The 22,649-nt window shown below is 72.7% G+C and carries 20 protein-coding genes; 3 read left to right on the plus strand and 17 right to left on the minus strand.

Annotated elements, in window-relative coordinates; genetic code table 11:
- Positions 1–158 precede the first annotated feature (158 nt).
- Entirely contained in the window at positions 159–2,156 is a 1,998-nt protein-coding gene (locus tag MPTA5024_RS23570; protein WP_084369935.1) for an FAD/NAD(P)-binding protein, read from the plus strand.
- Here the strand turns inward: MPTA5024_RS23570 and MPTA5024_RS23575 are convergent.
- The 5 genes from MPTA5024_RS23575 to MPTA5024_RS23595 all read right to left on the minus strand — a co-directional run bounded on the left by MPTA5024_RS23575 (position 2,112) and on the right by MPTA5024_RS23595 (position 7,403).
- A complete protein-coding gene (locus MPTA5024_RS23575; RefSeq protein ID WP_157099670.1) occupies positions 2,112–3,086 on the minus strand; it encodes a TauD/TfdA family dioxygenase in 975 nt (324 codons plus the stop codon). The genes MPTA5024_RS23570 and MPTA5024_RS23575 overlap by 45 nt on opposite strands.
- 21 nt (positions 3,087–3,107) lie before the next feature.
- Positions 3,108–4,751, minus strand: a complete 1,644-nt coding sequence (locus MPTA5024_RS23580; protein WP_036328057.1) for a class I tRNA ligase family protein — start codon at positions 4,749–4,751, stop codon at positions 3,108–3,110.
- Positions 4,748–5,140, minus strand: a complete 393-nt coding sequence (locus MPTA5024_RS23585) for a cupin domain-containing protein (RefSeq protein ID WP_036328059.1) — start codon at positions 5,138–5,140, stop codon at positions 4,748–4,750. Before MPTA5024_RS23585 ends, MPTA5024_RS23580 begins: the two co-directional genes overlap by 4 nt.
- 18 nt (positions 5,141–5,158) lie before the next feature.
- Complete coding sequence (locus MPTA5024_RS23590; protein WP_036328062.1) at positions 5,159–6,484, minus strand: lysine N(6)-hydroxylase/L-ornithine N(5)-oxygenase family protein; 1,326 nt, start codon at positions 6,482–6,484, stop codon at positions 5,159–5,161.
- 451 nt (positions 6,485–6,935) lie between these two features.
- Positions 6,936–7,403, minus strand: a complete 468-nt coding sequence (locus MPTA5024_RS23595) for a lamin tail domain-containing protein (RefSeq protein ID WP_036328064.1) — start codon at positions 7,401–7,403, stop codon at positions 6,936–6,938.
- Between the two features lie 253 nt (positions 7,404–7,656).
- Here MPTA5024_RS23595 and MPTA5024_RS23600 point away from each other — a divergent pair, with 253 nt between their 5' ends.
- A complete protein-coding gene (locus tag MPTA5024_RS23600; protein WP_051458570.1) occupies positions 7,657–9,447 on the plus strand; it encodes an AfsR/SARP family transcriptional regulator in 1,791 nt (596 codons plus the stop codon).
- 60 nt (positions 9,448–9,507) lie between these two features.
- On the opposite strand, the gene MPTA5024_RS41205 is transcribed toward MPTA5024_RS23600, so the two are convergent.
- From MPTA5024_RS41205 to MPTA5024_RS23620, 6 genes are all read right to left on the minus strand, one after another.
- Positions 9,508–9,687, minus strand: coding sequence for a hypothetical protein (locus tag MPTA5024_RS41205; RefSeq protein WP_157099672.1), 180 nt, complete (start codon positions 9,685–9,687; stop codon positions 9,508–9,510).
- 138 nt (positions 9,688–9,825) lie between these two features.
- Entirely contained in the window at positions 9,826–9,993 is a 168-nt protein-coding gene (locus tag MPTA5024_RS41210) for a hypothetical protein (RefSeq protein ID WP_157099673.1), read from the minus strand.
- Positions 9,994–10,096: 103 nt separating this feature from the next.
- Entirely contained in the window at positions 10,097–10,552 is a 456-nt protein-coding gene (locus tag MPTA5024_RS23605; protein WP_036328065.1) for a S26 family signal peptidase, read from the minus strand.
- Positions 10,549–12,423 carry an ABC transporter ATP-binding protein gene (locus tag MPTA5024_RS23610; RefSeq protein ID WP_232326612.1) on the minus strand — a complete coding sequence of 625 codons (1,875 nt, stop codon included), beginning with the start codon at positions 12,421–12,423 and terminating at the stop codon, positions 10,549–10,551. Before MPTA5024_RS23610 ends, MPTA5024_RS23605 begins: the two co-directional genes overlap by 4 nt.
- Positions 12,420–12,962, minus strand: coding sequence for a hypothetical protein (locus tag MPTA5024_RS23615; RefSeq protein WP_036328067.1), 543 nt, complete (start codon positions 12,960–12,962; stop codon positions 12,420–12,422). Before MPTA5024_RS23615 ends, MPTA5024_RS23610 begins: the two co-directional genes overlap by 4 nt.
- A 15-nt stretch (positions 12,963–12,977) precedes the next feature.
- The gene (locus MPTA5024_RS23620) at positions 12,978–13,529 is read right to left on the minus strand and encodes a MauE/DoxX family redox-associated membrane protein (RefSeq protein ID WP_051458572.1); all 552 of its coding nucleotides are present in this window, start codon (positions 13,527–13,529) and stop codon (positions 12,978–12,980) included.
- Positions 13,530–14,105: 576 nt separating this feature from the next.
- Here MPTA5024_RS23620 and MPTA5024_RS23625 point away from each other — a divergent pair.
- Positions 14,106–15,713 carry an ABC-F family ATP-binding cassette domain-containing protein gene (locus MPTA5024_RS23625; protein WP_036328069.1) on the plus strand — a complete coding sequence of 536 codons (1,608 nt, stop codon included), beginning with the start codon at positions 14,106–14,108 and terminating at the stop codon, positions 15,711–15,713.
- Between the two features lie 143 nt (positions 15,714–15,856).
- Here MPTA5024_RS23625 and MPTA5024_RS23630 read toward each other — a convergent pair whose 3' ends face one another.
- The 6 genes from MPTA5024_RS23630 to MPTA5024_RS23660 form a co-directional block, all read right to left on the minus strand.
- Complete coding sequence (locus MPTA5024_RS23630; protein ID WP_036328070.1) at positions 15,857–16,063, minus strand: alpha/beta fold hydrolase; 207 nt, start codon at positions 16,061–16,063, stop codon at positions 15,857–15,859.
- Positions 16,064–16,206: 143 nt separating this feature from the next.
- Positions 16,207–16,995, minus strand: coding sequence for an oxidoreductase (locus tag MPTA5024_RS23635; RefSeq protein ID WP_036328071.1), 789 nt, complete (start codon positions 16,993–16,995; stop codon positions 16,207–16,209).
- A 55-nt stretch (positions 16,996–17,050) separates the two neighbouring features.
- On the minus strand, positions 17,051–17,857 hold the full coding sequence (locus tag MPTA5024_RS23640; RefSeq protein ID WP_084370010.1) for an alpha/beta fold hydrolase: 807 nt from the start codon (positions 17,855–17,857) through the stop codon (positions 17,051–17,053).
- A gap of 228 nt (positions 17,858–18,085) precedes the next feature.
- On the minus strand, positions 18,086–18,877 hold the full coding sequence (locus MPTA5024_RS23650) for an alpha/beta hydrolase (RefSeq protein WP_036328073.1): 792 nt from the start codon (positions 18,875–18,877) through the stop codon (positions 18,086–18,088).
- Between the two features lie 270 nt (positions 18,878–19,147).
- The gene (locus MPTA5024_RS23655; RefSeq protein WP_036328076.1) at positions 19,148–19,681 is read right to left on the minus strand and encodes a helix-turn-helix transcriptional regulator; all 534 of its coding nucleotides are present in this window, start codon (positions 19,679–19,681) and stop codon (positions 19,148–19,150) included.
- 103 nt (positions 19,682–19,784) lie between these two features.
- The gene (locus MPTA5024_RS23660) at positions 19,785–22,613 is read right to left on the minus strand and encodes a helix-turn-helix transcriptional regulator (RefSeq protein WP_084369937.1); all 2,829 of its coding nucleotides are present in this window, start codon (positions 22,611–22,613) and stop codon (positions 19,785–19,787) included.
- Positions 22,614–22,649: the final 36 nt, after the last annotated feature.

Below are 22,649 nucleotides of genomic sequence, written 5' to 3' on the forward strand. Positions count from 1 at the left end.
GGAAGTTGTCAGCGCGGGGCAGCTTGCTGACTTTCCCATCCCTGGTCCGCGCCCTTACCGGCACGCAGTGTTGTGGGCGGATTCGAATGCGCGACCCCCGTTTTCCCGGGGTCGTGCGCCGCCGTCAACCAATTCCTGCGTACAGACCGGGTGCATAAATGAGAAGCACGCAGAAGGATCCGTTCGTCGTCGTGATCGTGGGTGCGGGGCCACGGGGCACGGGAGTGCTGGAGCGCCTGCTCGCCAACGCCGCCGAGACGCCGCCGTCCCGCCCGCTGAGCGTCGAGCTGGTCGACCCCTACCCACCGGGGGGCGGCCGGGTGTGGCGCGAGGAGCAGTCACCGCTGATGTGGATGAACGCCACCGCCGAGAACGTCACCATGTTCCCCGACGAGACCGTGACCTGCGACGGGCCGATACGCCCGGGGCCGTCCCTGAGCGAGTGGGCCGCCGCCGAGGGCGCCTGCGCGGAGGTCACCCACACGACGTTCGCCACGCGACAGGTGCAGAGCCGCTACCTGCGCTGGGTCTTCGACAGGGTCGTCGCCGAGCGGCCGCAGAACGTGTCGGTGCGCGTGCACGCGACCCGGGCCACCCGGGTCGAGGGCGGCGCGCGCACCCGGCAGCGCGTGTGGCTGGAGGACCGCGACGAGCCGCTGCGCGCGGACGTGGTGGTCCTGGCCCTGGGGCACCTGGACGCCGTTCCGTGCAAGGACCAGCGGCTCCTCGCCGACTTCGCCGACCGGCACGCGCTGCGCCACCTGCCGTGCGCCTACTCCGCCGACGCGGACCTGTCGGTGTTCCGGCCCGGGGAGGACGTGCTGATGCGCGGCATGGGGGCCGCGTTCATCGACCTGATGGTGCTGCTGACCGAGGGCCGCGGCGGCGCCTTCGCCGAGAGGGCGGACGGCCGGCTGCGCTACGTCCCCTCCGGCAGGGAGCCCCGGTTGCACGTCGGGTCGCGCCGCGGGGTGCCGTACCGCTCGAAGATCTCCTACCGCCTCGTGGGCGACCCTCCGCCGCTGCCGCGCTTCTTCTCCGCCCCCGAGGTCGACGCGCGTCTGGCCGGCCGTGACCGGATCGGCTTCCGGGACGACCTGTGGCCGCTGATGGCCAAGGAGATCGCGTACGGCTACTACCACGAGCTGTTCACCGCCCATCCCGGCCGCGTCGCGCTGCCGTGGCAGGAGTTCTCCGCGGCGTACGACGGCCTGGACTGGGACGCCGAGCCGTTGCGCGCCCTCGTCGAGGCGTCCGTCCCTTCGAAGGCGGATCGCCTGGACTTCGCCGCGCTCGACAGGCCGCTGCGCGGGCTGCGCTTCCCCAGGTCCGCGGATCTGCAGGACCATGTGCGCGAGCACATCAGGGCGGACGTCGACCGCCGCTCGGACCGCCGGCACAGCGCCGACCTCGGGGCGTTCCTCGCCCTGCTCTCGGTGTACGGGCAGCTGCCGCTGCTGACGTGCCTCGCCAGGCTGCCCGCCCGTTCGCGCGTCACGGACGTCGACGGGTGGTGGCAGGGCTTCTTCGAGTACGTCGGCAGCGGTTCGCCCCGCGAGAGGACCCGGCAACTGCTCGCGCTCGCGGAGGCCGGCGTCGTGCGGTTCGTCGGCGCGGACATGTGGGTCGAGCCGGACGAGGAGAGGGGCGTGTACCGGGCGGGCGGCACGAGCACGCCGGACACCGTCGAGGCGACCGGCCTGATCGAGGCGCGGTTGCCCGACGCCGACCTGCGCACGTGCACGGAGCCGCTGCTGCGGTCGCTGTACCGCAGCGGCGAGGCCGCCGAGCACGTGCTGGCCGACGACGACGGGTACGCGCACCGCACCGGGCTGCTGCACGTCTCCCCCGACGACTTCCGCGTCCTGTCCCGGGACGGCGTCCCGCACCCGCGCCGCTTCGCGCTCGGACCCTTCACCAACATCCGGCGGTTCGCGACCTTCGCCCGGCCGCGCAGCAACGCGCTGTCGTTCCGGCAGAACGACCGGCTCGCCCGGGAGGTGCTCCGTCTCCTCGGCGCGCCGGCGCGCGTCTCCCGGAACGACGGCGGTCGCCGGGCCGGGACCGGCCTCCCTGCGAAGACCGGCCCCGCCCTGCCCGCCGAAGGGCGGCTACCGGTCCAGGACGTGGCCGTCGTCCGGCCGATGGTCGCGTGAGCTGCGCAGGTTCACGGCGACGAACGTCCGCTGGAGCCAGCGGTCGCGGCCGTCGTACCGAGGCCGGAAGGCGGTGCGCCCGTGCACGGTGACGCGGTTGTCGACGACGGCGAGGTCCCCGGTGACCAGCCGGGCGCTCTGCGCCGTCCGGTCGAACACCTCGCCCAGCTCGGCCAGCGCGGCCCGGGCCGCCGGCGTCAGCGGCGTGGTGGCGGCGAGGTCGACCCGCATGTCCGGGTCGTCGGGGGCGCCGGACAGCACGCCGTGTGGGAAGGTGGCGTCGCGGTTCGCGCCGAACGAGGGCGGAGCCTCGGTGACGAACTCGGGCAGGAACAGCGTCCGCCGCGTCTCGTCCGTGAGCAGCGGGAGGATCTCCCGCGAGCACGCCGTGCGCAGCCCCGCGACGCGGTCGTGGTCGGGCCGCAGGCACAGGAGGAGGACGTAGTCGGGCCGGTGCTCGTGGAAGGCGTTCTCGTTGTGGAACGACAGCGTGACCGAGCCGGCGTTGCCCTGGAACTCCTCCTTTCCCGGCACGGGGACGACGTCCTGCACCAGCGCGCCGGACTTCTCCGCGCGGAAGGCGATCGGGTCGCCGAGCGCGGACGCCACGAGCAGGAGCATGGCGGCGGGGCCGGTCAGCGTCCGCTGTACGGAGCCGTCCACCGTGGGGGTCGCGGGCAGCAGGTTCTCGTCGACGGGAAGGCCGCGCACCAGCAGCGTCCCCGTCGGGCCCGAGTGCCGGCGGAACGCCCGCAGCGCCCGGCGCAGGGCCGGGGGCAGCGCGTCCGAGGCGTCCCTGGCCGCGGCCGTCGTCGCGGCGTCGTCCACCGTGCGGGCGGCGGACGACCGCACGGCGAGCACCGCCCTGCGTACGCGCGCGCCGTCCGCGGCGTCCATCACGACGCCGGACGCCGGGGTCTGAGTGATCATCGATAGCACTGTGTCCACCATTCACTGAGGATCGAGAGTGGCCCGGCGCGCGGCCGGCGTGTCGCCGGGGGTCGCCAGCAGGGGCAGGGCGAAGGGGGTGACCCGTGCAGGACGGAACTCCTCGGCGTCCAGCCGGCAGGTGAACCCGCCCGCCTCGCCCGCGGCCCGGGCGAGGTCGATCAGGATCGGCGAGGCGCAGGCCACCAGGACCCGCACGTCGAGGAAGAGGTCGCCGAGCCTGGCCGGATCGCCCGCCGCGTCCTGGTGGCCCTCGTGGACGAGCCGCGCCTCGGCGACCAGCCGGTCGAGCTGGCCGACGATCAGGTTGGCGGCCCGGGTGAGGCTGTAGCCGGACAGCTCGTAGCAGGCGCGGAACCGGGCGAGCACCGCCTCGGCGCGCCGCCGGCCCTCGTCGGACACCGGCAGGTCCGCGCCCTCGGCGCCGGCGTCGGCGACGGCCTTGCCCAGCAGCCCGGCCAGCCGGTTCCACGGCCGCACCAGCCGGTCGCCGCAGACCCTGGCCAGCGCCTCCCGCCCGAAGTTGGCGAGCTGGTGCTCCGGGGCACTGATCGCCAGGTAGAAGCGCACCAGGTCCCTCGGCACCTCCTTCAGCAGGTCCTTCGTGTAGAGGACGTGGCCGAGGCTGGTGGAGAACTTCGCGTTCTCCAGCTCGTAGAACTCGTTGGAGACGAAGGTGTCCGGCAGCGCGTACCTGCCCTCGTGCGCCATCAGCAGCGCGATGTGGGTGAAACCCCAGAAGTAGACGTTGTCGAACCCGATGAAGTAGACGATCTGCGGGTCGTGCTCGGCGCGCCACAGCTCGTCGTCCGCCGCGTGCCGCTCGCCGAGCCGCTCGGCGGCGTACGCCGTGGTGTACATGACGGCGGGCATGCCCTCGGCCCAGGCGTTGATCCGCTGGCCCGGCGTCTCGGGGAACGGCGCGGGGATGCCCCAGCCGACGGGGTAGGTGATCGGGAAGTCGGGCAGCGGCCGGGCCAGCACCTCGCGCACCAGCTGCGTCGTGTGCGGCCGCAGGCGCGGCTCACGCTCCCGGTAGTAGGCGGTGAGCCGGTCGCGGTACTCCTCCATCGGCAGCACCAGGATCCGGGCCTCGCGGTGCGTCACCACGTCGTCGGGGTCGACGGTGGAGCGCGGCCGGATCAGCTCGTCGAAGTTGTTCGGGTGGCCGCAGGTCTCGCACAGCCCGCCGCGGCTCTCCACCAGGCAGATCGGGCAGTAGCCGCAGACCAGGCCCTCGACGAGGTACTCGCCCCTGCGCTCCGAGTACGGCAGCATGACCGTCTTCTCGCGGAATCTGCCCGCCCGGTGCAGCGCCGTGAGGAACGACAGCACCGACGCCCGGTAGCGGTCGTCGTACGGCGCGAACCCGTCGAGCGAGACGCCCATCCCGGCGAGCGTGCTCCGGATCTCGTGCCAGGACCTGCCGCTGAGCTCCTCCGGCGTGAGCCCCTTGCGCCGCGCGCTGGCCAGCACGTACGTCTGGCTGTCGTCGGTGCCGCTGGAGAACACCACGGGACGCCCGTCGGCCCGCAGGTAGCGGGCATGGACGTCGGCCGCCATGAACGGGCCCGCGAGGTGCCCGACGTGCAGGTCGCCGTTCGAGGTCGGCGGGGTGTCGATGATGATGGCCCGGCGTTCGTTCACAGCTCAGCCCTCGTTCCGTGTGTGGTGAGGCTCGTGTCGTGGTGGCGGGCGGTGAAGCGCTCACTCATGGGGACGTCCCACCACACCGCGTACATCTCGAAGTCCTCGTCGCCCTCGTTGACGACCTGGTGGTCCACGTATGGCGGGAAGTGGACGAGGTCGCCGGGCCTGAACGGGGTGCGCTCACCCCCGGACACGAGCACGGCCTCCCCGGAGACCGCGATGAAGACCTCGTACTCGTGGTGGGCGTGGCTGGTGGTCGCCGTGCCCGGCCTGACGACGCACCAGGCGCCCTCGAAGGGGGCGTTCAGCGTGTCCCACGGCATGAGCCGCTGCGAGTGGTTGTTGGCGGGACCCAGCCGGTCCCGGTCGAGCCTGCGGACGTCCACGGTCGCTCCTTCGCACTCTCAGTTGGCGGGGACGGGTACGGCGACGGCCGGCGACGGCACGGCGGCGAGGCTCCCGGCCCCGCCGTCCGCCCGGTCGGCCAGGATGTCGGCGGTGATCTCCCAGGCGCGTACGGCCTGCATGCTGAGCAGCGAGTCGGCGATGCCGTGCGTCGCCTCGTTGACCCCCTGCAGGTAGCAGGCCGCGGTCGCGGGGCCGGGGACGGCGAGCCGGTAGGTGCGGTTCACCGAGACGTCCTCCAGGCCGAGCGCGCCGGCGAGGCCGCGCACCAGGCCCGGCATGGCCCGCACGAACCCGGTGCCGAGCAGCACCAGGTCGCACCGCAGCTCCTCGGTCCCGCCCGTCCTGCGGTCGGTCAGCTCCAGCACGACCTCGTCGCTGTCCTCCCGGGCCGAGGTCACGTCGTGCATCGTGAGCACGCGCAGCCGTCCCTTGCCGGTCAGCCGGTCGAGGTACAGCGCGTGGTACAGCTTGTCGAGCGTGGCCGGGTTCAGGCCCGAGTAGTTGGTGATGTGCATCTCGTCGAGGATCTGCCGCCGCGCCTCCGGCCGGGCGCCGAAGAAGGCGTCCACAGCGGACGGGAAATACAGCTCGTTGGTGAACTTGCTGTTCTCGTACGTCTTCAGGCCGATCGACCGCGTCACCAGGGTCGGCTGGCAGCCCGGCAGGTCGCGCTGCACGGCGTCGAACATCTCGGCCGCGCTCTGCCCGCCGCCGATCACCGCCACCCGGTACGGCACCCCCTTGGGCAGCTCCGCGATCCGCTGGACGTACCTGGTGCTGTGGACGACGCGCCGCGCCGGCAGGGCGGCGAACTCCTTCGGCACGTGGACGTCCCTGCCGATCCCCATGACGAGGTAGCGGCTGCGGATCGTCGAGCCGTCGGCGAGGCGGGTCAGCCAGCCGGTCAGCGTGCCCTCGGCGTCCCGCAGCGGCTCGACGGCGGTGCAGCGCCGGTTGTACTCGAGCCGCACCCGGCTGAGGGAGTCGGCGACCCAGGCGAGGTAGTCGGAGATCTCGATCCGGTACGGCCAGAGGCTGCCCACGTTGATGAACTCGCTGAGCCTGCCCACCGCGTGCAGGTAGTTCACGAACGAGAACCGGCTGCACGGGTTGCGCAGGGTGACGAGATCCTTGAGGAAGGAGACCTGGCTCTGCGCCTCCGGCAGCAGCATCCCCGGCTGCCACGCCACCGTTCCGGCCTGCTCGATCACCAGCGAGCCGGCGGCCAGCCCGCCGGGGGCGAGCTCTTCGACGGCCACTGCGAGGGCCAGGTTCGCAGGTCCGGCGCCAATCGCGAGCAGTTCCACATCCCTGTGTTTCATCGGTTTTCCTCGGGTTTCTTTCGGCGTGTCCGTGGCATGGGTGGGGCGACCGGCTGCCGCGCGGTGGGGATGGCCGCGTGGCACGGCGTCGCGGGCGTCGGGCCGGGTGGTCGGGGATTGGAAGGCTGGGGCGACGATCGGTGGCGCGTTCATCGGGCCACCGCGCCCGCCGAGGGACCTGTGAGCAGACGGCATGTGCGGGTCCGGATCCGCGGGGCCGGACACCATGGGGAGTGATCGCTTCGGCCATGTGGTCCGGGAGGTGAACGGGTCAGGTCCCGGACATCTCGCAGGCTGCCCGTATCCGCTATCGAACGCCTTTCGCGCGTCTATTCAGGGGAATCGCGAAAGGTCAGCACATATGCGAAGACCCCGCCTGCCCAGTAAGGGAGGCGGGGTCTTCGCATGTCGCGGGTTGCTTCAGGAGCGAACACCCATGGGGCGGCCGATGTCAGCAGACCTTGTAGGCGTACCGCGCCGAGTTGTACGAGCAGGAGTCCACCAGCGTGCCTGACGTGTTCCGCAGGTAGGCGGTGTCCTTGACCTGGTTCCAGATGTAGGCGAAGGTTCCCCCGCTCCTGCCCCAGTAGCGGGTGGTGGCGCTGTTCTTGCCCTTGCCGGTCCGCAGGGTGACCGTCTTCCCCGCTCCAAGGGTGAAGGTGCCGAATGTATAGACGTGGTCGGACCGGCGGGTATCGTCACGAACGGTCCAGCCCTTGAGGCTGACAGCCTTCTTGGTCACGTTCTTGAGCTGCACGTACTCGCCGTTCAGGCTGCTGTTCGCGCCGAAGTCCGGCGACCCGGGCGAATCGTAATAGATCTTGCTGATCCGTACGGCCGGGCCCGCGGCGTAGGCGGGCGGAGCGACGGCCATGCCGCCGGCCAGTACGGCAGCTGTCAGCAGAGATCGGAAACGCACAAGAACTCCTGGTATGGGGGATATCAGCCGAATCGATCATATCGGTGATGATCGATTCGCGGATCGCGCCCGAGCCGGGCGGCGTACGGAACTGTTCCGGACGCCCGCGGACCTTGTGGAGGCTCGCGGGGCACGGGGATCTTCGTGCTGCTCCCCCCAGACGCTCCTCGCGAGACGCCTATGGAGGTCCCCTCGTGCACCGATCATCCGGCTGGAAGCGAACGTCGGCCCTCTCGGGCCTCCGGAGGGCGGATTGAACCTCCGGTTCGGGCTGCTGGGCCCGGTTCAGGTCCGGCGGAACGACAGACCGGTCCCGCTCGGCACGCCCAAGCAACGCGCCCTGCTCACCGCGCTCCTGCTCGAACCCAACCGGGTCGTGTCGATCGACCGCCTGATCACGGCCCTGTGGGACGAGGAGCCGCCCTGCTCCGCCGTCGCCAACGTCCGCACGTACGTCAACCGGTTGCGAAGCACGCTCGGCGAAGGCGACCGGCTGACGGCCCGGCCGCCCGGCTACGTGCTCGCCGTACGCGCCGGCGAGCTCGATGTGGCCGAGTTCGCCGACGCCCTGCGGCAGGGGAGGCGGTCGCTGTCCGCCGGGCGGCCGGAGGAGGCGCTGCGGCACCTGTCGGCGGCCCTCGCGCGGTGGCGGGGCGCACCCGCCGAGGACGTGCCCAGGTCGGCGGCGCTCGGCCCGCGCCTGGACGCGCTCGCCGAGCAGCGCTGCCTGGCCCTGGAGGCGCTGGCGGAGGCCCGGCTCATGCTGGGCGAGCACGCCGACGCGCTGGCCGAGCTGCGTGAGACGGTGGCCGCCCATCCCACAAGGGAACGGCTGTGGGGGGCGCTCATGCTCGCGTCCTACCGCACCGGCGACCCGGCAGCCGCGCTGGCCGCCTACGGGCAGGCGCGGGCGTTCCTGGCGGAGGAGCTGGGCGTCGAGCCCGGGCCCGAGCTGGCCGAGCTGCACCGGAGCATACTCAACCGGGACCCCGCGCTCCGGGCGGTCCCCGCGCCCCCCGCCCTCACGGCGCCCGCATCGAGGGCGGAGCCGGTCACCGCACCGAGATGCCTCGTCGGCCGGGACCTGGAGCTCAAGGAGGTGGTGGCGGCGATCACCGCCTCCGCCCCGCGGCCTGTCGCCGTACACGGACCGGCGGGGGTGGGGAAGTCGGCCCTGGCGCTCGCCGCCGTCCGGGCGGCGGCGCCGCACTTCCCCGGCGGCGTGCTCCACGTCGATCTGCGAGCCCTTCCCCGGCCCGGCGCGTACGAGACGCTCGCGCGGCTGCTGAGCCTGCTGGGGCTGGCGGACGACGAGATCGCGGCGGACCTCGACGACGCCGCGCTCCAGTTCCGGACGGCCACGGCAGCGGGGCACGTACTCGTCCTCCTCGACAACGTGACCGGAGAGGGGCACCTGCGCCCGCTGGTCGGCGCCCGCCCGGGCTGCCGGTTCGTCGTCACCAGCAGGACGGTGCTCGCCGCGCTCGACGACGTGGACCACCTGCCGCTCGCTCCCCTCACGGACGACGCGGCCTGCGAACTGCTGGCCCGGCTCTGCGGCCGGGACCGGATCGACCCCGAGCAGGCGAGGAGGGTGACCCGGCTCTGCGACAACCTGCCGCTCGCGCTGCGGATCGCAGGCAAGCGACTGGCCGTCAGGCGCGAGTGGACGATGGCGGCGTTCGCCGACATGCTGGCCGACGAGGAGCACCGGCTCGACCTGCTGACCTGCGGCGACCTTTCCGTGCGGGGCGCCCTCGACCTCGACTACCAGGCCCTGCGGCGGTGCGAGGGCACCGCGGCCGGCAGCGCGCTCGCCCTGTTCCACCGCCTCGGCGAGCGCGGCATGGCCGGCTGCGGGCCGGCTGCGGCCGCCGAGCTCCTCGGGTGCGACCGGCGGACGGCGTCGGCGGCGCTCGGCGTGCTGGCCGATCTCCGTCTGATGGAGCCGCTGACCCCCGGCCACTACCGGATGAACGGCCTCACCCGCCTGTACGCGGCGCAGATGGCCTCACGCCCGGGCAGGAGAGCACACCGCGACTGACATACACAGGGCGCGCCCCGGCCTGTGGGACGCGCCTGGTGGTTCACGCGGGCAGCAGGATCAGCACCATTGGGTCCAGCCGCTGCAGGAGAGGCCCCCGCCGGGGACTCCCGCTCCAGAGCAGCAGGTGCGGCGCCAGCATCCGGCCCAGTCGTACGAACAACTGATGGCCGCCGCCTGGCTGGCCGGGACGAGCCGGGCGACCATCCGGTCCGCCAGCCGCTGAATCGTCCGCGTCATTCGGTTCCTCCTTCGAAGGACTCCCTTTTCCCCGACAGTAGGAGCGGCTTCGATCACCGACATACCACTGCGATATACGGACACCTGTATTCGAAAGCGGAGCGCCCGGTGTTCGACGGGGCGCTCCGCAGTGCCCGATCAGCAGATGTATTGCCACATGGTGCAGTAGTTGACGCCCGACCCCTTGCAGCAGTAGCGACGGACGCAGCCGTTGACCTCGTACCAGCAGGTGACCGCCTCCGCGCGGGTGGCCGGGACCAGCCGGGCGACCATCCGGTCCGCCAGCCGCTGAATCGTCCGCGTCATTCGGTTCCTCCTTCGAAGGACTCCTTTTCCCCGACATTAGGAGCGGCTTCGATCACGGACATACCAGCGCGATACACGGACGCCTGTATTCGACACACGTGATTCACGCGTTCAGCCGCCGGAGTACGACACCCGTGATCCTGCTCTCGGGCAGGAGCCCCCACTGGCGGGAGTCGGTGCTGCGCGACGGGTTGTCCCCGAGGACGAGCAGGCGTCCCGGCGGCACGCGGACCTCCCCCAGTGCCTCTCCCAGCGCCTCGAACCCGGGAGGGATCGGGTCCCCGGCCACGGCCGCCGCCCGCTTGATCACCAGGTTCGTGCCGCCGTCGAGCGTGAAGCCCTCCCCCGGGCCCACGCGGGCGATGACGACGATGTCCCCGCGCCGGACTCGCCGGCCAGACCCGCCGGGCCGCAGCCTCCGTACGAGGACCTGGTCACCGGGCCACAGGCCGGGCTCCATGCTCTCCCCGTGAACCTCGACGACGCGCAGGATCTGTCCCGCCACCACCGCGGCGGCCACGAGCGCCGATGCGAGCAGGACGACCAAAGCGAGCGTCATCGTGCCCCCGAGAGCCGGTCGCGCGGGGCGTCCGCGTCCCGGTTCTCCGCCTGCCGGTATCCCTCCGCCTGGAGGGCGAACATGTGGGCGTAGATCCCGTCGCGCGCCAGCAGCCCGGCGTGCGTGCCCCGCTCGGCGACCTGGCCGCCGTCGAGGACGACGATGTGGTCCGCCTCGCGCACGGCGCCGAGCCGATGGCTGATCAGCAGGCTTGTACGGCCGCGGCGATGCTCCCGCAGCCCCCGGTGGATCTCGTGCTCCGCCTCGGCGTCGAGGCCCGAGCTGGGCTCGTCCAGGATCAGCAGGTCCCGCTCGCCCCGCAGGTAGGCACGGGCGAGGGCGAGCCGCTGCCACTGCCCGCCGGACAGGCGGACACCCGCCTCGGCGCCATCGTCCTCGGCGGGGTCGGCGAAGATGCGCGACAGCATGGTGTCGTACCCCCGGGGCAGGCCGTCCACGGCGTCGTGCGCGCCCGCCCGCCGCGCCGCCGCCTCGATCCTCCCCCGGTCGTCCATCGCAGAGAGATCGCCCAGGCCGATGTTCTCGGCCGCGGTCATGTCGTACTCCATGTAGTCCTGGAACACCGCCCCGATCCTGGCCCGAAGCTCCGCCGGGTCCATCTCCCTGAGATCGACCCCGTCCCACAGGATCGAGCCGCGTTCCGGGTCGTACATCCGGCACAGCAGCTTGACCACGCTGCTCTTGCCCGCCCCGTTCCTCCCGACGAGCGCCACCGCGCTGCCGTACGGGATGGTCAGGCTGACGCCGCGCAGGACCCAGGGATGGCCGGGCGAGTAACGGAACCACACGTCGCGCAGCTCGATCCCCCGGTGCGGCGGACCGGCCCGCCGGGGCCGGACCGGGACCGGCAGGTCCGGCTCGGCGTCCAGGACGGCGAGGTAGTGGCCGAACAGCAGCACCTGCTGGTGCGCGGTGACGAGTTCGACGACGAGACCGCTCACCGCCGACTGGACTCCGGCGACGGCGGCGACGAACAGCGCGACGTCGCCGACCCCGCCCGTGCCGTTCGCCGCGGAGACGAGAACCCACAGCAGGCCGGCCCCGGTCGCCAGCGCCGCCGTGGTCCCTGTGAGGGCCTGGACGCCGAGTTCCCGCCGGTCGGTGCGGCCCCGCTCGGCGTTCGCGGCCCGCCGCTGGGCGGCCATCAGCCCGCGTAGATGCGCTCCGATGCCGAAGAGCCTCAGCTCCTTGGCCGCCTGGACGTTGACGAGAAGCTCAGCGAAGAAGAACTCGCGGCGCTCGACCGGGCCGATGCCCCACAGCATCGCGGCACGCCGCCGGGAGAGCCACAGCTCCGCGGCCATGGACGGCGCCGCGGCGCAGACGACGAGGGCGGCCGTCCACGGGCTTATCGTCACGAGGGAGACGAGGAAACCGGCACCGGTCAGCACCGTCCTGGCGGCGCCCAGGGCCGCGGAGACCACCAGGCCCGGGGTCGCCCCGCCGTGCCGCTGGGCCATGCGGATCCGGTCGAGGAACGCGGGATCCTCGAATCTCGCGAGGCCGACGAACCGCTCGGTGGCCCTGAAGAGGCGGTCCTGGGCGACGAGCCCGATCCTGCGCCCGCTCTCGTCCCTGACGTACTGGACGACCTGCGGCCCGAGCGCCGTCAGCACCCCGCACCCGGCAAGCGCGGCGCCCAGCGCCGCCGTCACCCCGGCCCCGGGCCGGTCGCCGGCGATCTCGTCGAGGACCAGCTTGGTGCACCAGGCGATCGTTACCGGCAGGACGGCCATGAGCGTGCTGAGGACGGCGAAGGCGACGGTCAGCCCCCTGCCGGCACGCCAGGCCATGCCGAGAGCGGTGACCACCGCCCGCGCTCCGGCCGGGCCCCGCACCTGCGCCGTCACGCGTGTACGGGAATCTTGTCGAGGTCCTCCAGAGTGGTCCCGCTGGCGACGACCCTCCCGCGCCCGTCGACCAGGGCGAGAGACGGGAAGCCGTTGACCTGCAACGCCTTCGTCAGGCCGGTGCCGTACTCCTCGATCAGCACCAGCGCGACCGGCTCCAGCGCCCGCCGCTCTGCCGCCACCTCCTCCTCCGCGCCGACGAGGACGGCCAGCACGTTGCCGCGCCCTCCCGGGAAGGACCGCGCGCGCTCGGCGAACTGCGGCAGGCGGTCCTCACAGGCGGAGCAGCCGGGCGAGAAGACGCCGACCAGGACCGGCTCGGTCAGCGCCTCGCCGGAGACGTAGACACCGTCCGTGCTCACGGCGGAGAAGCCGCCGATCACCGCCCCGGGCGGGAGCACGATCGGCGGGGACGCCGCCGATCCGGCGCGCAGCATCTCCTCGTGCGCCCGCAACCGCCGGATGACCCCGACCGTCAGCACCAGGTCGATCAGGCACAGGACGCCGACGCCCAGGACGAGCGCTGTCAGGAACGGCATGAGGGACTACCTCCGTCAGGGTGTACTCGTGAAGAGACCGGCGATCTCGCCGATCGCGGACAGCAGAACGGCCGCCGCTCCGGCCGCCAGGGCGACCGCGGCGACCCCGGCAGGCCCGAGGTCCACGGGGACGACGCCGAATCCGGCCTGGATGGCACCGGCCTGGATTGCACCAGCCTGGATGGTTCCGGCCGCCGTCGTGACGAGGAGCACGGCGTTGCGCGCGAGATGCCCGGGGCCCACCGGAACGGCGGAGGCGCCGAAGCAGCGGCAGGGGACCCGCCTGCCGCGCCGAACGGCGACGGCGATGGCCACGGTGAAGGCCACGAGGAGCCCGAGCGCGACGCAGAAGCCGGCGAGCGCGGTGGGCGGCCAGGCCAGCAGCGGCGCGACGGCGACCTCGGCGGAGACGACGAGCACCGCGACGGGCCGGGCGGGCAGCCGCGTGAGGGCGCGTGTGACCGCCGTGAACTCCTCGTACGCCGCCCGCCCGCGCAGCTTGCTCACCGCGGACATGAGGAAGACGATCCCCGTGAGCAGCCGGCAGAAGGCGAAGAGATAGACCACAGGTGCGTCCTCATCCCCGGTCGGGCGGGCGGGTCGCCCACCACGCTAGGAACCACCGCGGAACGCCGGGTACACGACGGCTACACGCGGCGATGTACCGCACCCCGGCCCCTTCACGTCCAGGGGGTGGGCCTCAAGACCGGACGACCGGGTCGGCCCTCACACCTGGTACCGTGTGGCCCGTGGAGATTGAGGTCGACAGAATCTAGCCACCGAACCGCCGGTGGCTTTCACCTGTGGGGAGCATCGCTCCCTCATCGGTGACGACTGTTCACTTCCTGCGGGGCCGTTGTCCGCCGGCTCATGGCGTTGACCTTCCCGCGTGAACCTCACCGGCACGTTCGCACCTCGGTCACGAGTCCGTGCCCGCGAACGCACCTGACGTCGATCTCGTCGTCCCCCGGCTTGTCTCCGCTTCGGCAGCGGCCACCCGTACCCGTCGTCGTCGCGCGTGACGGACGCCAGGCGTGCTGACGCTCGCGTTCCGGTCTCGGCAGCTCATCACCTCCGTTGTGAGCACCGATCCCCATGCCCTCCGTCCCTCGGTGACGGGCAGAGAGAAGAGAACCGCCAGCGATGTCCACCAAATCCGCCATCACCCTCCGCGACCTGACGTTCGAATGGCCTGACGGCGCCGTCGCGATCTCCGGCGTCAACGGCACGTTCACGACCGGCCGCACCGGGCTGATCGGCCGCAACGGCGCCGGGAAGTCGACCCTGCTGCGGCTGATCGCCGGAATCCTGACCCCGACGTCCGGCCAGATCGACACGATCGGCGAGATCGGCTACCTGCCGCAGACGCTCACCCTCCACCAGGACACGACCGTCGCCGGGCTCCTCGGAATCGACGGCGTCCTCGCCGCGATGAGAGCGATCGAGGCCGGCGACGTCGACCAGCGGCACTTCGACACCATCGGCGACGACTGGGACATCGAGGCGCGCGCCGACGAGGCGCTGCACCAGATCGGCTTCACCGCCAAGGATCTCGACCGCCGGATCGCCGAGGTCTCCGGAGGGGAGGCGATGCTCATCGCCATCACGGGCCTGCGCATCCGCCGCACTCCGATCACGCTGCTCGACGAGCCCACCAACAACCTCGACCGGCCCACCCGGGCCAGGCTCGCCGAGTTCGTGGACGAATGGCCCGGGACCCTCGTCGTCGTCAGCCACGACCTCGAGCTCCTGGAGCACATGGAGAACACCACCGAGCTCTACGCCGGGAACCTCGACACCTTCGGCGGCCCCTACAGCGCGTGGAAGGAGCACCTGGAACAGGAGCAGGCCGCCGCCGTCCAGGCCGCTCGTTCGGCCCAGCAGGCGCTCAAGGTCGAGAAACGGCAGCGGGTCGAGGCCGAGACCAAGCTCGCCCGCAGGGAGCGCACCGCCAGGAAGACGCAGAAGGACGGAGGCATCCCGAAGATCCTGGCCGGAAACCGGGCCAGCAAGGCGCAGGCATCCGCAGGATCGCTGCGCTCCACCCTCGACGACAAGGTCCAGGCCGCCCAGGCCGCCGCCGACGCCGCCGACGCACGCGTCCGCGAGGACGGGCACATCAACCTCACGCTTCCCGACCCCGACGTACCTCGTGGCCGCCGCCTCGCCGAGCTCCACGACGAAGACCGCACCGTGGTCGTCCAGGGGCCTGAGCGTGTCGCCCTCGTCGGGCCGAACGGCGCCGGGAAGTCGACCCTGGTCGAACAGCTCCTCCACGGGGGAACGCCGACGCCCGGCCGGGCGCACGGGAGACTCCTGACCGATCTCGTCGGCCACCTGCCCCAGCGCCTCGACGGACTCGACGAGGACGCGAGCGCCATGGCGAACGTGCAGTCGGTCGCTCCCGGCACACCGGCAGGGACGATCCGCAACCAGCTCGCCCGTCTGCTGCTGCGCGGGGACAGCGCCGACCGTCCGGTCGGCACCCTCTCGGGCGGCGAACGCTTCCGGGTCTCGCTCGCGAGACTCCTTCTCGCCGAGCCGCCCGCCCAGCTGCTGATCCTCGACGAGCCCACCAACAACCTCGACATCGCCAGCGTCGAGCAACTCGCGGAAGCCCTCGACGCCTATCGCGGAGCCCTCCTCGTCGTCAGCCACGACTTCGCGTTCCTCGAGCGGATCGGGATCGACACGGTCCTCGAACTCGGCGCGGACGGGCGCATGCGCCAACGTCCCGGGCTGGCCATCTGACGAGACGTGCGTGTGTCACACCGGGGACGTCACCCCGGTCAGCTCCTCGGAGATCGTCCACAGCCGACGCCGGGCGGCCACGTCGTAGGACTGCGCGCTCGACCTGACGATCTTCATCATCCCGGAGCACGCTTCGTCCACCCCTATACGTGGCGGACGGCGTCGAGGACGGCTGCGGCCACCGCGTCGGGCTGGGACACGCCTACGGCGTGGGAGGCGCCCGCGATCTCACGGGTTCCGCGCGAGCCGGCGCGTTCGGCCATGAACCTCAGCGCCGCGGCCGGGATGTTGAGATCGCGATCACCATGGACGAACCAGGACGGCGTGGCACGCCAGCCCGGCTCGCGCACCGTCAGCGGTGGTCATGAGTTCACCTTTCCGGGGATCAGGGCGGCCTCGAGTACCTCGACGGCCTGGGCGCCGCCGGCGCCTGGCGCCGCGGCCGAGCGGAGCCACGACCTCACCGACGAGGCGAGCGCCGCCGTCCACCCGGTCACAGGGTGCCGATCAGTCCGCCGTCGATGACGAAGTCCGCGCCGGTGACGTTGCCGGCGCGCTCGCTGGCGAGCAGGACGACGAGATCGGCGACCTCGTCCGGGCGGGTGAACCTGCCGGTGACCGAGTCGGCGGCGGCCTGCTCCGCCACCGCGTGCGACTCGCCGCCGTTGTGGCGGGCGAGCGTGGCGGCGACGCCGTCCGCACCGAGCCACAGGTCGGTGGCGACCGGCCCGGGGCTGACGGTGTTGACCCGTATCCCGTGCGGGCCGAGCTCCTTCGACAAGGACTTGCTGAAACTGGCCAGGGCCGCCTTCGCGGCGCTGTAGTCGATCACCAGCGGGTCCGGCAGCGACGCGTTGACCGAGCTGACGGACACGATCGTGCCGGCGCCGCGGCCGAGCATGAGCGGCAGCGCCTCGCGGGTGGCGCGCACCGCGGACAGGAAGTTGACGGTCAGGGTGGCGAGCCAGTCCACGTCGGTGACGGACGCGAAGCCGCCGGTGCGTGGGCGTACCCCGCCGACGTTGTTGACCAGGATGTCCAGGCCGCCGAAGGCCGCGCCGGCGGCCTCGACCAGTTCGGCCGGACCGTCCAGGGTGGTGAGGTCCACCGCGACCGGGCGGACGTTGCCCCCCGCCGCCAGCTCGGACAGTTCGGCGCTGATGTGTCGCGCTCCGGCGGTCACGCTGACGCCCTCCGCCGCGAGCGCCCGGGTGATCGCCAGCCCGATGCCCTTGCTCGCGCCGGTGACCACGGCGGTCCTGCCTGACAGGTGCAGCTCCATGACGGGCCTTTCTGCGGGACGTGGCCCCGCCCCGGAGGCGGGGCCACGCGCGGGTTCAGCGGACGGACGTGGCGGCGGCGACGATGACGTCCACCACGGCCTGCGGCCGCGACAGCATGGACAGGTGCGACGCGGCGACCTCGGTGACATGACTGTGGGCCCGGTTCGCCATGGTGAGCTGCAGCGACGGCGGCAGGATGCCGTCCTTCATGCCTACCAGGTACCAACTCGGCAGCGTCTTCCAGGCGGGCGCCCCGGACGGCTCCTGCAGCGCGCTCAGCGCGATCGGGCGCTGCGCGGCGGCCAGCCGGACAGCCGTGGCGGCCGGCAGGTCACCGGCGAAGGCTTGCGGGAACACCGCCGGCTTGATGTAGAGGTCCACGTCTCCGGCGGGCGCCCCCGGGTAGGCCACGACGTCGAACAGCGCGCTCGGGTCGCCACCGCCCTGCAGCCCGAGAACCGTCTCACCCTTGTCGGGCGCGAACGCGTTGACGTACACGAGCGCCTTCACGTCGGGGTCGGTGCCGGCCGCGTTGGTCACGACCGCGCCGCCGTACGAGTGCCCGACCAGGACGACAGGGCCGCTGGTCCGCTGGGCGAGGAACGCCGACAGGTACGCGGCGTCGCTACCGAGCCCGCGCAGCGGGTTGGGCGCGGCGAGCACGGTGTACCCGAGCCGTTGCAGCCGGCCGGTCACGTCCGACCAGCTCGACGCGTCGGCCCAGGCGCCGTGCACGAGCACGATGGTCGGCTTCGGACGATCGGGACGGCCGGCGGCCGAGGCCGGGACGCCGAGCGTGAGCAGAGCGAGGACGGCCAGCGTGATCATCGCACCGCGCCGCCGTAGGGGTCGGTTCATCATGATGGGGATCCACATCTCAGTCGAGGAAGGCGAGCAGGAGCCGGGTGCGTTCGGCCGGTTGTTCTTTCGAGGCCCGCCCGCAGGTGGGCGTCGTCGCGCAGGCAACGGGCGAACTCCCGGACCTGTGCCGGGACGATGGCGCCCTTGCGGACGTCGAGGGAGTAGGTGAGGCGGTCCATCCAGATTTCCTCGTGCCCGTCGATGAGCTGCTCGGGCAGCTGATCGCCTTCAGAGCGACTGGCGGGCGAGCCAGGCCAGCGTGACGTCGGCGACCTCGCGCCAGCCACCGTCGATGGTGAGCGAGTGCGCCCGGTCAGGGAACTCGTGGAGGTCCGTGACCGCGGCGGAGTGCCGGTACTGCTTCAGGGTGGCCAGGGTGACGGCCTCGGGCACAGTGTGGTCCCGGCCGCCGGTGATCAGCAGCAGCGGGCCGCGGCCCTCGTTCCCGGTCGCCACCTTCGCGGGCGAGTGCGGGTCGAAGTTCGCCGTCGCGGCCTCGAACAGCGGCTTCCCGGGCGCCGGGATGCTCCAGCGCCGGTACAGCTCGCCGGACTCCTGCTCGGAGACGGCGTTGCCGAAGGCGTACCGGAACTGCTCCTCGGTGAGCGACACGGCCCGGTTGCGGTTGGCGGGGTTGCGGAACACCGGGAGCGCCGAGCGCAGCGCGGTCAGCGGCACCGGCAGCACGCCCTTGATCTGCGCGGCGTCGATCGCGACGGCGGCGGCCGCGAGGTCCAGCCCGAGCAGCTTCTGAGCGATCATGCCGCCGAACGAGTGGCCGATCAGGATCGGCCGTTCCGGCAGACCATTGATGATCTTCGCGTAGTGCTCGACGACGTCGTCGATGCCGTGACCGGCGATGGCCTCGGGGTTCGCCCGGGACTCCTCCACGGTCGCGCCGTCGCCGGGCCAGCCGGGCGCGCTCGGCGCGTACCCGGCCTCCTGGAACAGGTCGATCCAGGGGGTCCAGGAGGAGGCGTGGAGCCAGAGTCCGTGAATGAAGATGACGGGAGTGCTCATGGTGACCTCTCAGCAGGTGATCAAGCAGACGGGGGGACCCGCGACGTGGAGCGCGGACCGTGCGCGACCTGGCCGGCCGCCAGGTGTGCGTACGGGAGTGGTCGACCGGGGGTTCCGCGGCCGGAACCGGCGTGCGCCCGGAGGATCAGGGCGCCGTGCCGAGTGCAGGTGCACCCATCACGCTAGGGAACCAGCCCGCGAGCCACCCCACGTGAACACGTAGTCCTCGGCGTTCGGGACCCCGCACGCCGTCAACCCGCGATCGTGGGCTCAACCGGCCCGGGTCGCCATCAGCCGGGCCAACTCCACCCGGGACCGCACCTGGAACTTCCGGAACACCTGCCGCAGGTGGTAGTCGACGGTGTGCGGTGAGATGAACAGCAGGGCGGCCGTCTCCCGGTTGGTGAGCCCCCGGGCCACGTGCTCGGCGACGGTCCGTTCCGAATCGGTGAGCCGGGACCAGACCGGTCCGGTCTCGTCCGGCCGGCCGTCCAGCCAGATCACCGCGCCGGCCAGGACTTCGTCGTCGTAGACGCCCTCGCATCTCCCGGTCAGCGTCCCCGACGGCAGGGTCAGCCGTCCGTGCCGCCGCCCTGACCCGGTGCTCAGCCGCCGCCCGGCCCACTCCCACAGCAGCGTTCGGTCCGCGGACGACAGCAGGCCCGCGGCGGCGCTGTTCACGAACATGGTGTGGGCGTCGACGACGGCGACGGGCCCCTTCGCCCTCCGGCGTACCTCAAGGAAACGCGCGTGCAAAGCCGGATGCCGGCCGGGCCCGGCGGTGTGCGGATCGTGAGCGAGCACCGTTTCCTCCCCCTGCGTCGCCTTGACCGGTCGCCCTCATGGAACCGCGCCGGGGCGGGCCGCCGAATCAGGGAAAGTCCCCAATATGTCCAGAGGCCGGGGGTCAGCCGGCGGGGCCGTCCTTGAAGAGCTCGCGCAGCTGCCTCCGGGAGGTGAGCCGCAGCTTCCGGAAGATCTTGGTGAGGTGGTACTCGACCGTCGAGGTGCTGACGTACAGCCGCCGGGCGATCTCCGCGTTCGTCGCGCCCTCGGCGGCAAGAGTGGCGATCTTGGTTTCCTGCGGGGTGAGCACGGGGCCGACCGGCGCGGCGGGGAGCGCGACCCGCTCGCCGGTCGCGGCGAGCTCCACCCGGACGCGCTCGGTGAAGATCCCGGCGCCCATCGCGGCGAACATCTCGTGCGCGGTACGCAGCTGCGCCCCCGCCTCGCCGCGGCGCCGGTGCCGCCTGAGCCATTCTCCGTACAGCAGGTGGGTGCGGGCCAGGTCGGTGCGCATCCGGGTACGCCCGAGCTGCTCCAGCGCCTGCTGGTAGAGCGGCTCCACGGCTCCGCCGGTCTGCTCGCCGAGCAGCGCTTGGCTGCGCGCGAGCAGGCCGAGTCCCCAGGGCATGCCGCTGAGCGGTGCCCGCTCCTCCAGCCGCGCCAGCGCCTGCCGTGCCGTGTCGGGGTCCCCTGCCCGTACCGCCGCCTCGACCAGGTCGGGCAGCACCCGGTTGCCGGTGCCCGGCGGGTCGCGGTCGAACAGCGGGCGGGCCCGGTCGAGCGCCTCGCGGTAGTTGCCGAGGCTGACCTCCAGCACCGTCATGGCCAGGGCCGCCTGGTTGACCAGGGCCGGAACGTTCTGGGCCGCGATGAGGACGATCTTGTCGGCGGCCGCGCGGGCCTCCTGCTCCCGGCCCTGCCAGACCAGCTGCTCGATCTGCCACTGCGGGGCGCCCCGTGGCATCACTCCGCTCATCGCGTACAGCTCGAAGTTCTCGGCGTAGTGCCCGTCGGCGACGGCGATCCGGCCGGCGCGCAGCTCACTGCCGGCGAGCAGGGTGAGCGTCACCCGGAGCGCGTGCAGCGCCCCGCTCTCACGGCCGGACGCCGCCAGCCGGCGCAGCAACGCGGACCGTCCCTGCTCGTCCCAGAGCTCGTCGGCGGCGAGCCCACCGAGCAGCGCGAGCGGCATGCCCTCCTCGCTGAGCCGCTCCGCCGTGCACAGCTCGGCGACCGCGGCCCGCATCAGCGGCACCGCGGCCCGGTACCCGGCCGTGACCCGGGTGGCGAACGCCCGGGCCAGCAGGTCGGCCGCCGTCCCCGCCGGATCGGCCGGTACGGCGAGCACGGCACGGGCCACCTCGAGCGGCGTGGTGCCGACCGTGTGCTCCAGCGCGACCATGGCCGTCTCCATCGCCTCCCGGAGCATCACCCGGGTCAGCCGCTCGTCGCGGCCGCCGAGCGCGGCGGCGGCGTCCATCAGGATCGCGGGCGCGTGCGCCACCCGGTCGTCGAAGTTGGCGACGGCGGCGCGCAGCCGCTCCCCCATCGCCCGGACGACCGGGGTGTTCAGCATCGGCCGCGCCTGGTCGAGCAGCCGGCGGACCGCGGCGATGTCCCCGGCGACCAGGAACGCCCCGGCCGCGGCGAGGAGCCGGCCGCCGCGCGCCGGCGCCTCCGGGCTGAGCTCGGCGGCGCGGGCCAGGAAGGCGGCCTGGGCTGTGTAGCCGCCGCGCGCTCCGGCCCGCTCGGCGGAGGCTTCCAGGTCCCGGGCGACGCCCTCATCAGTGCCCGACGTGGCGGCGGCGAGGTGCCAGGCCCGGGTGTCGGGGTCGAGCACGGGGTCGCTGGAGTCCGCTACGGCGCGGTGCGCGCGGCGGCGATCGGCCGGCGTGGACGCGTTGTAGACCGCGGCCCGGATGAGCGGGTGCCGGAAGGTGACGCTGCCGCCGGCCAGGTCGCCGAGCAGCAGGATGCCCTCGGCGAGCGCCGGGTCGGCGTCCACCGGGGACATGCCCAGCAGCGCCGCGGCCCGCCAGAGCAGCGCCTGGTCGTGCGCGGGCGCGATCGAGGCGACGAGCAGCAGCTCCCTGGTGGCCGGGGGCAACACCCGGACCTGGCCCAGGAAGTACGTCTCCAGGTGCGTGCCCAGCGGGAGCCGTACCGGCAGCTCGGTGTGGCCCGCGAGCTGATCCGGCGATAGGACGGTGGCGAGGGTGATGAGCGCGAGCGGGTTGCCGCCGGTCTGCTCCACCACCCGCTCGGCCACCGCGTCGTCGAGCGGCCCGGCGACGCGCTCTGCGAGCAGCCGGCGGGCGGCCTCGTCACCCAGCCCGCGGACGGGGCGCACCGGCAGGCCCTCGAAGAGCGCGTTCCGGGATTCGCGTAGCGCGACGAGCACCCCGACCCGCTCCGCGTGCAGTCGCCGGCCGACGAACGCGAGCGCCTGGGCGGAGTCGCGGTCCAGCCAGTGCGCGTCGTCGACGAGACAGAGCAGGGGCCGATCGGACGCGATCTCGGCGAGCAGGCTGAGGGTGGCGAGACCGATCAGGAACAGGTCCGGCGGGGGGCCGTGCATCAGCCCGAACGCCCGCCGCAGGGCGTCGCCCTGGGGGCCGGGGATCCGTTCGAGCCGATCGAGGAACGGCGCGAGAAGGTGGTGCAGTGCGGCGAAGCCGAGCGGAAGCTCGGACTCGACGCCGGAGATGGTGAGCACCCGCAACTCCGCGGCCGAGGCCGCCGCAGCCGCCTCCTGCAGCAGCCGGGTCTTACCGACGCCCGGCTCGCCGACGAGGACGAGTGTGTCGCTGAGCCCCGCGCCGAGCCGCCGGATCACCTCGTCGATCGCGTGCCGTTCCGCGTCCCGGCCGTGCAGCGACGCGGGCGCCGGCCGGGGTTCCTGAGCGGTGACGTCGTCGGACAGGATTCCCCCTCGACTATGCCTGCGCATGTGCCGGGGCCGGGCTCGGTTCGACCGGGAGGCGGC

This window comes from Microbispora sp. ATCC PTA-5024 (assembly GCF_000511135.2).
In the GTDB taxonomy this organism is placed as follows: Bacteria; Actinomycetota; Actinomycetes; order Streptosporangiales; family Streptosporangiaceae; genus Microbispora; species Microbispora corallina.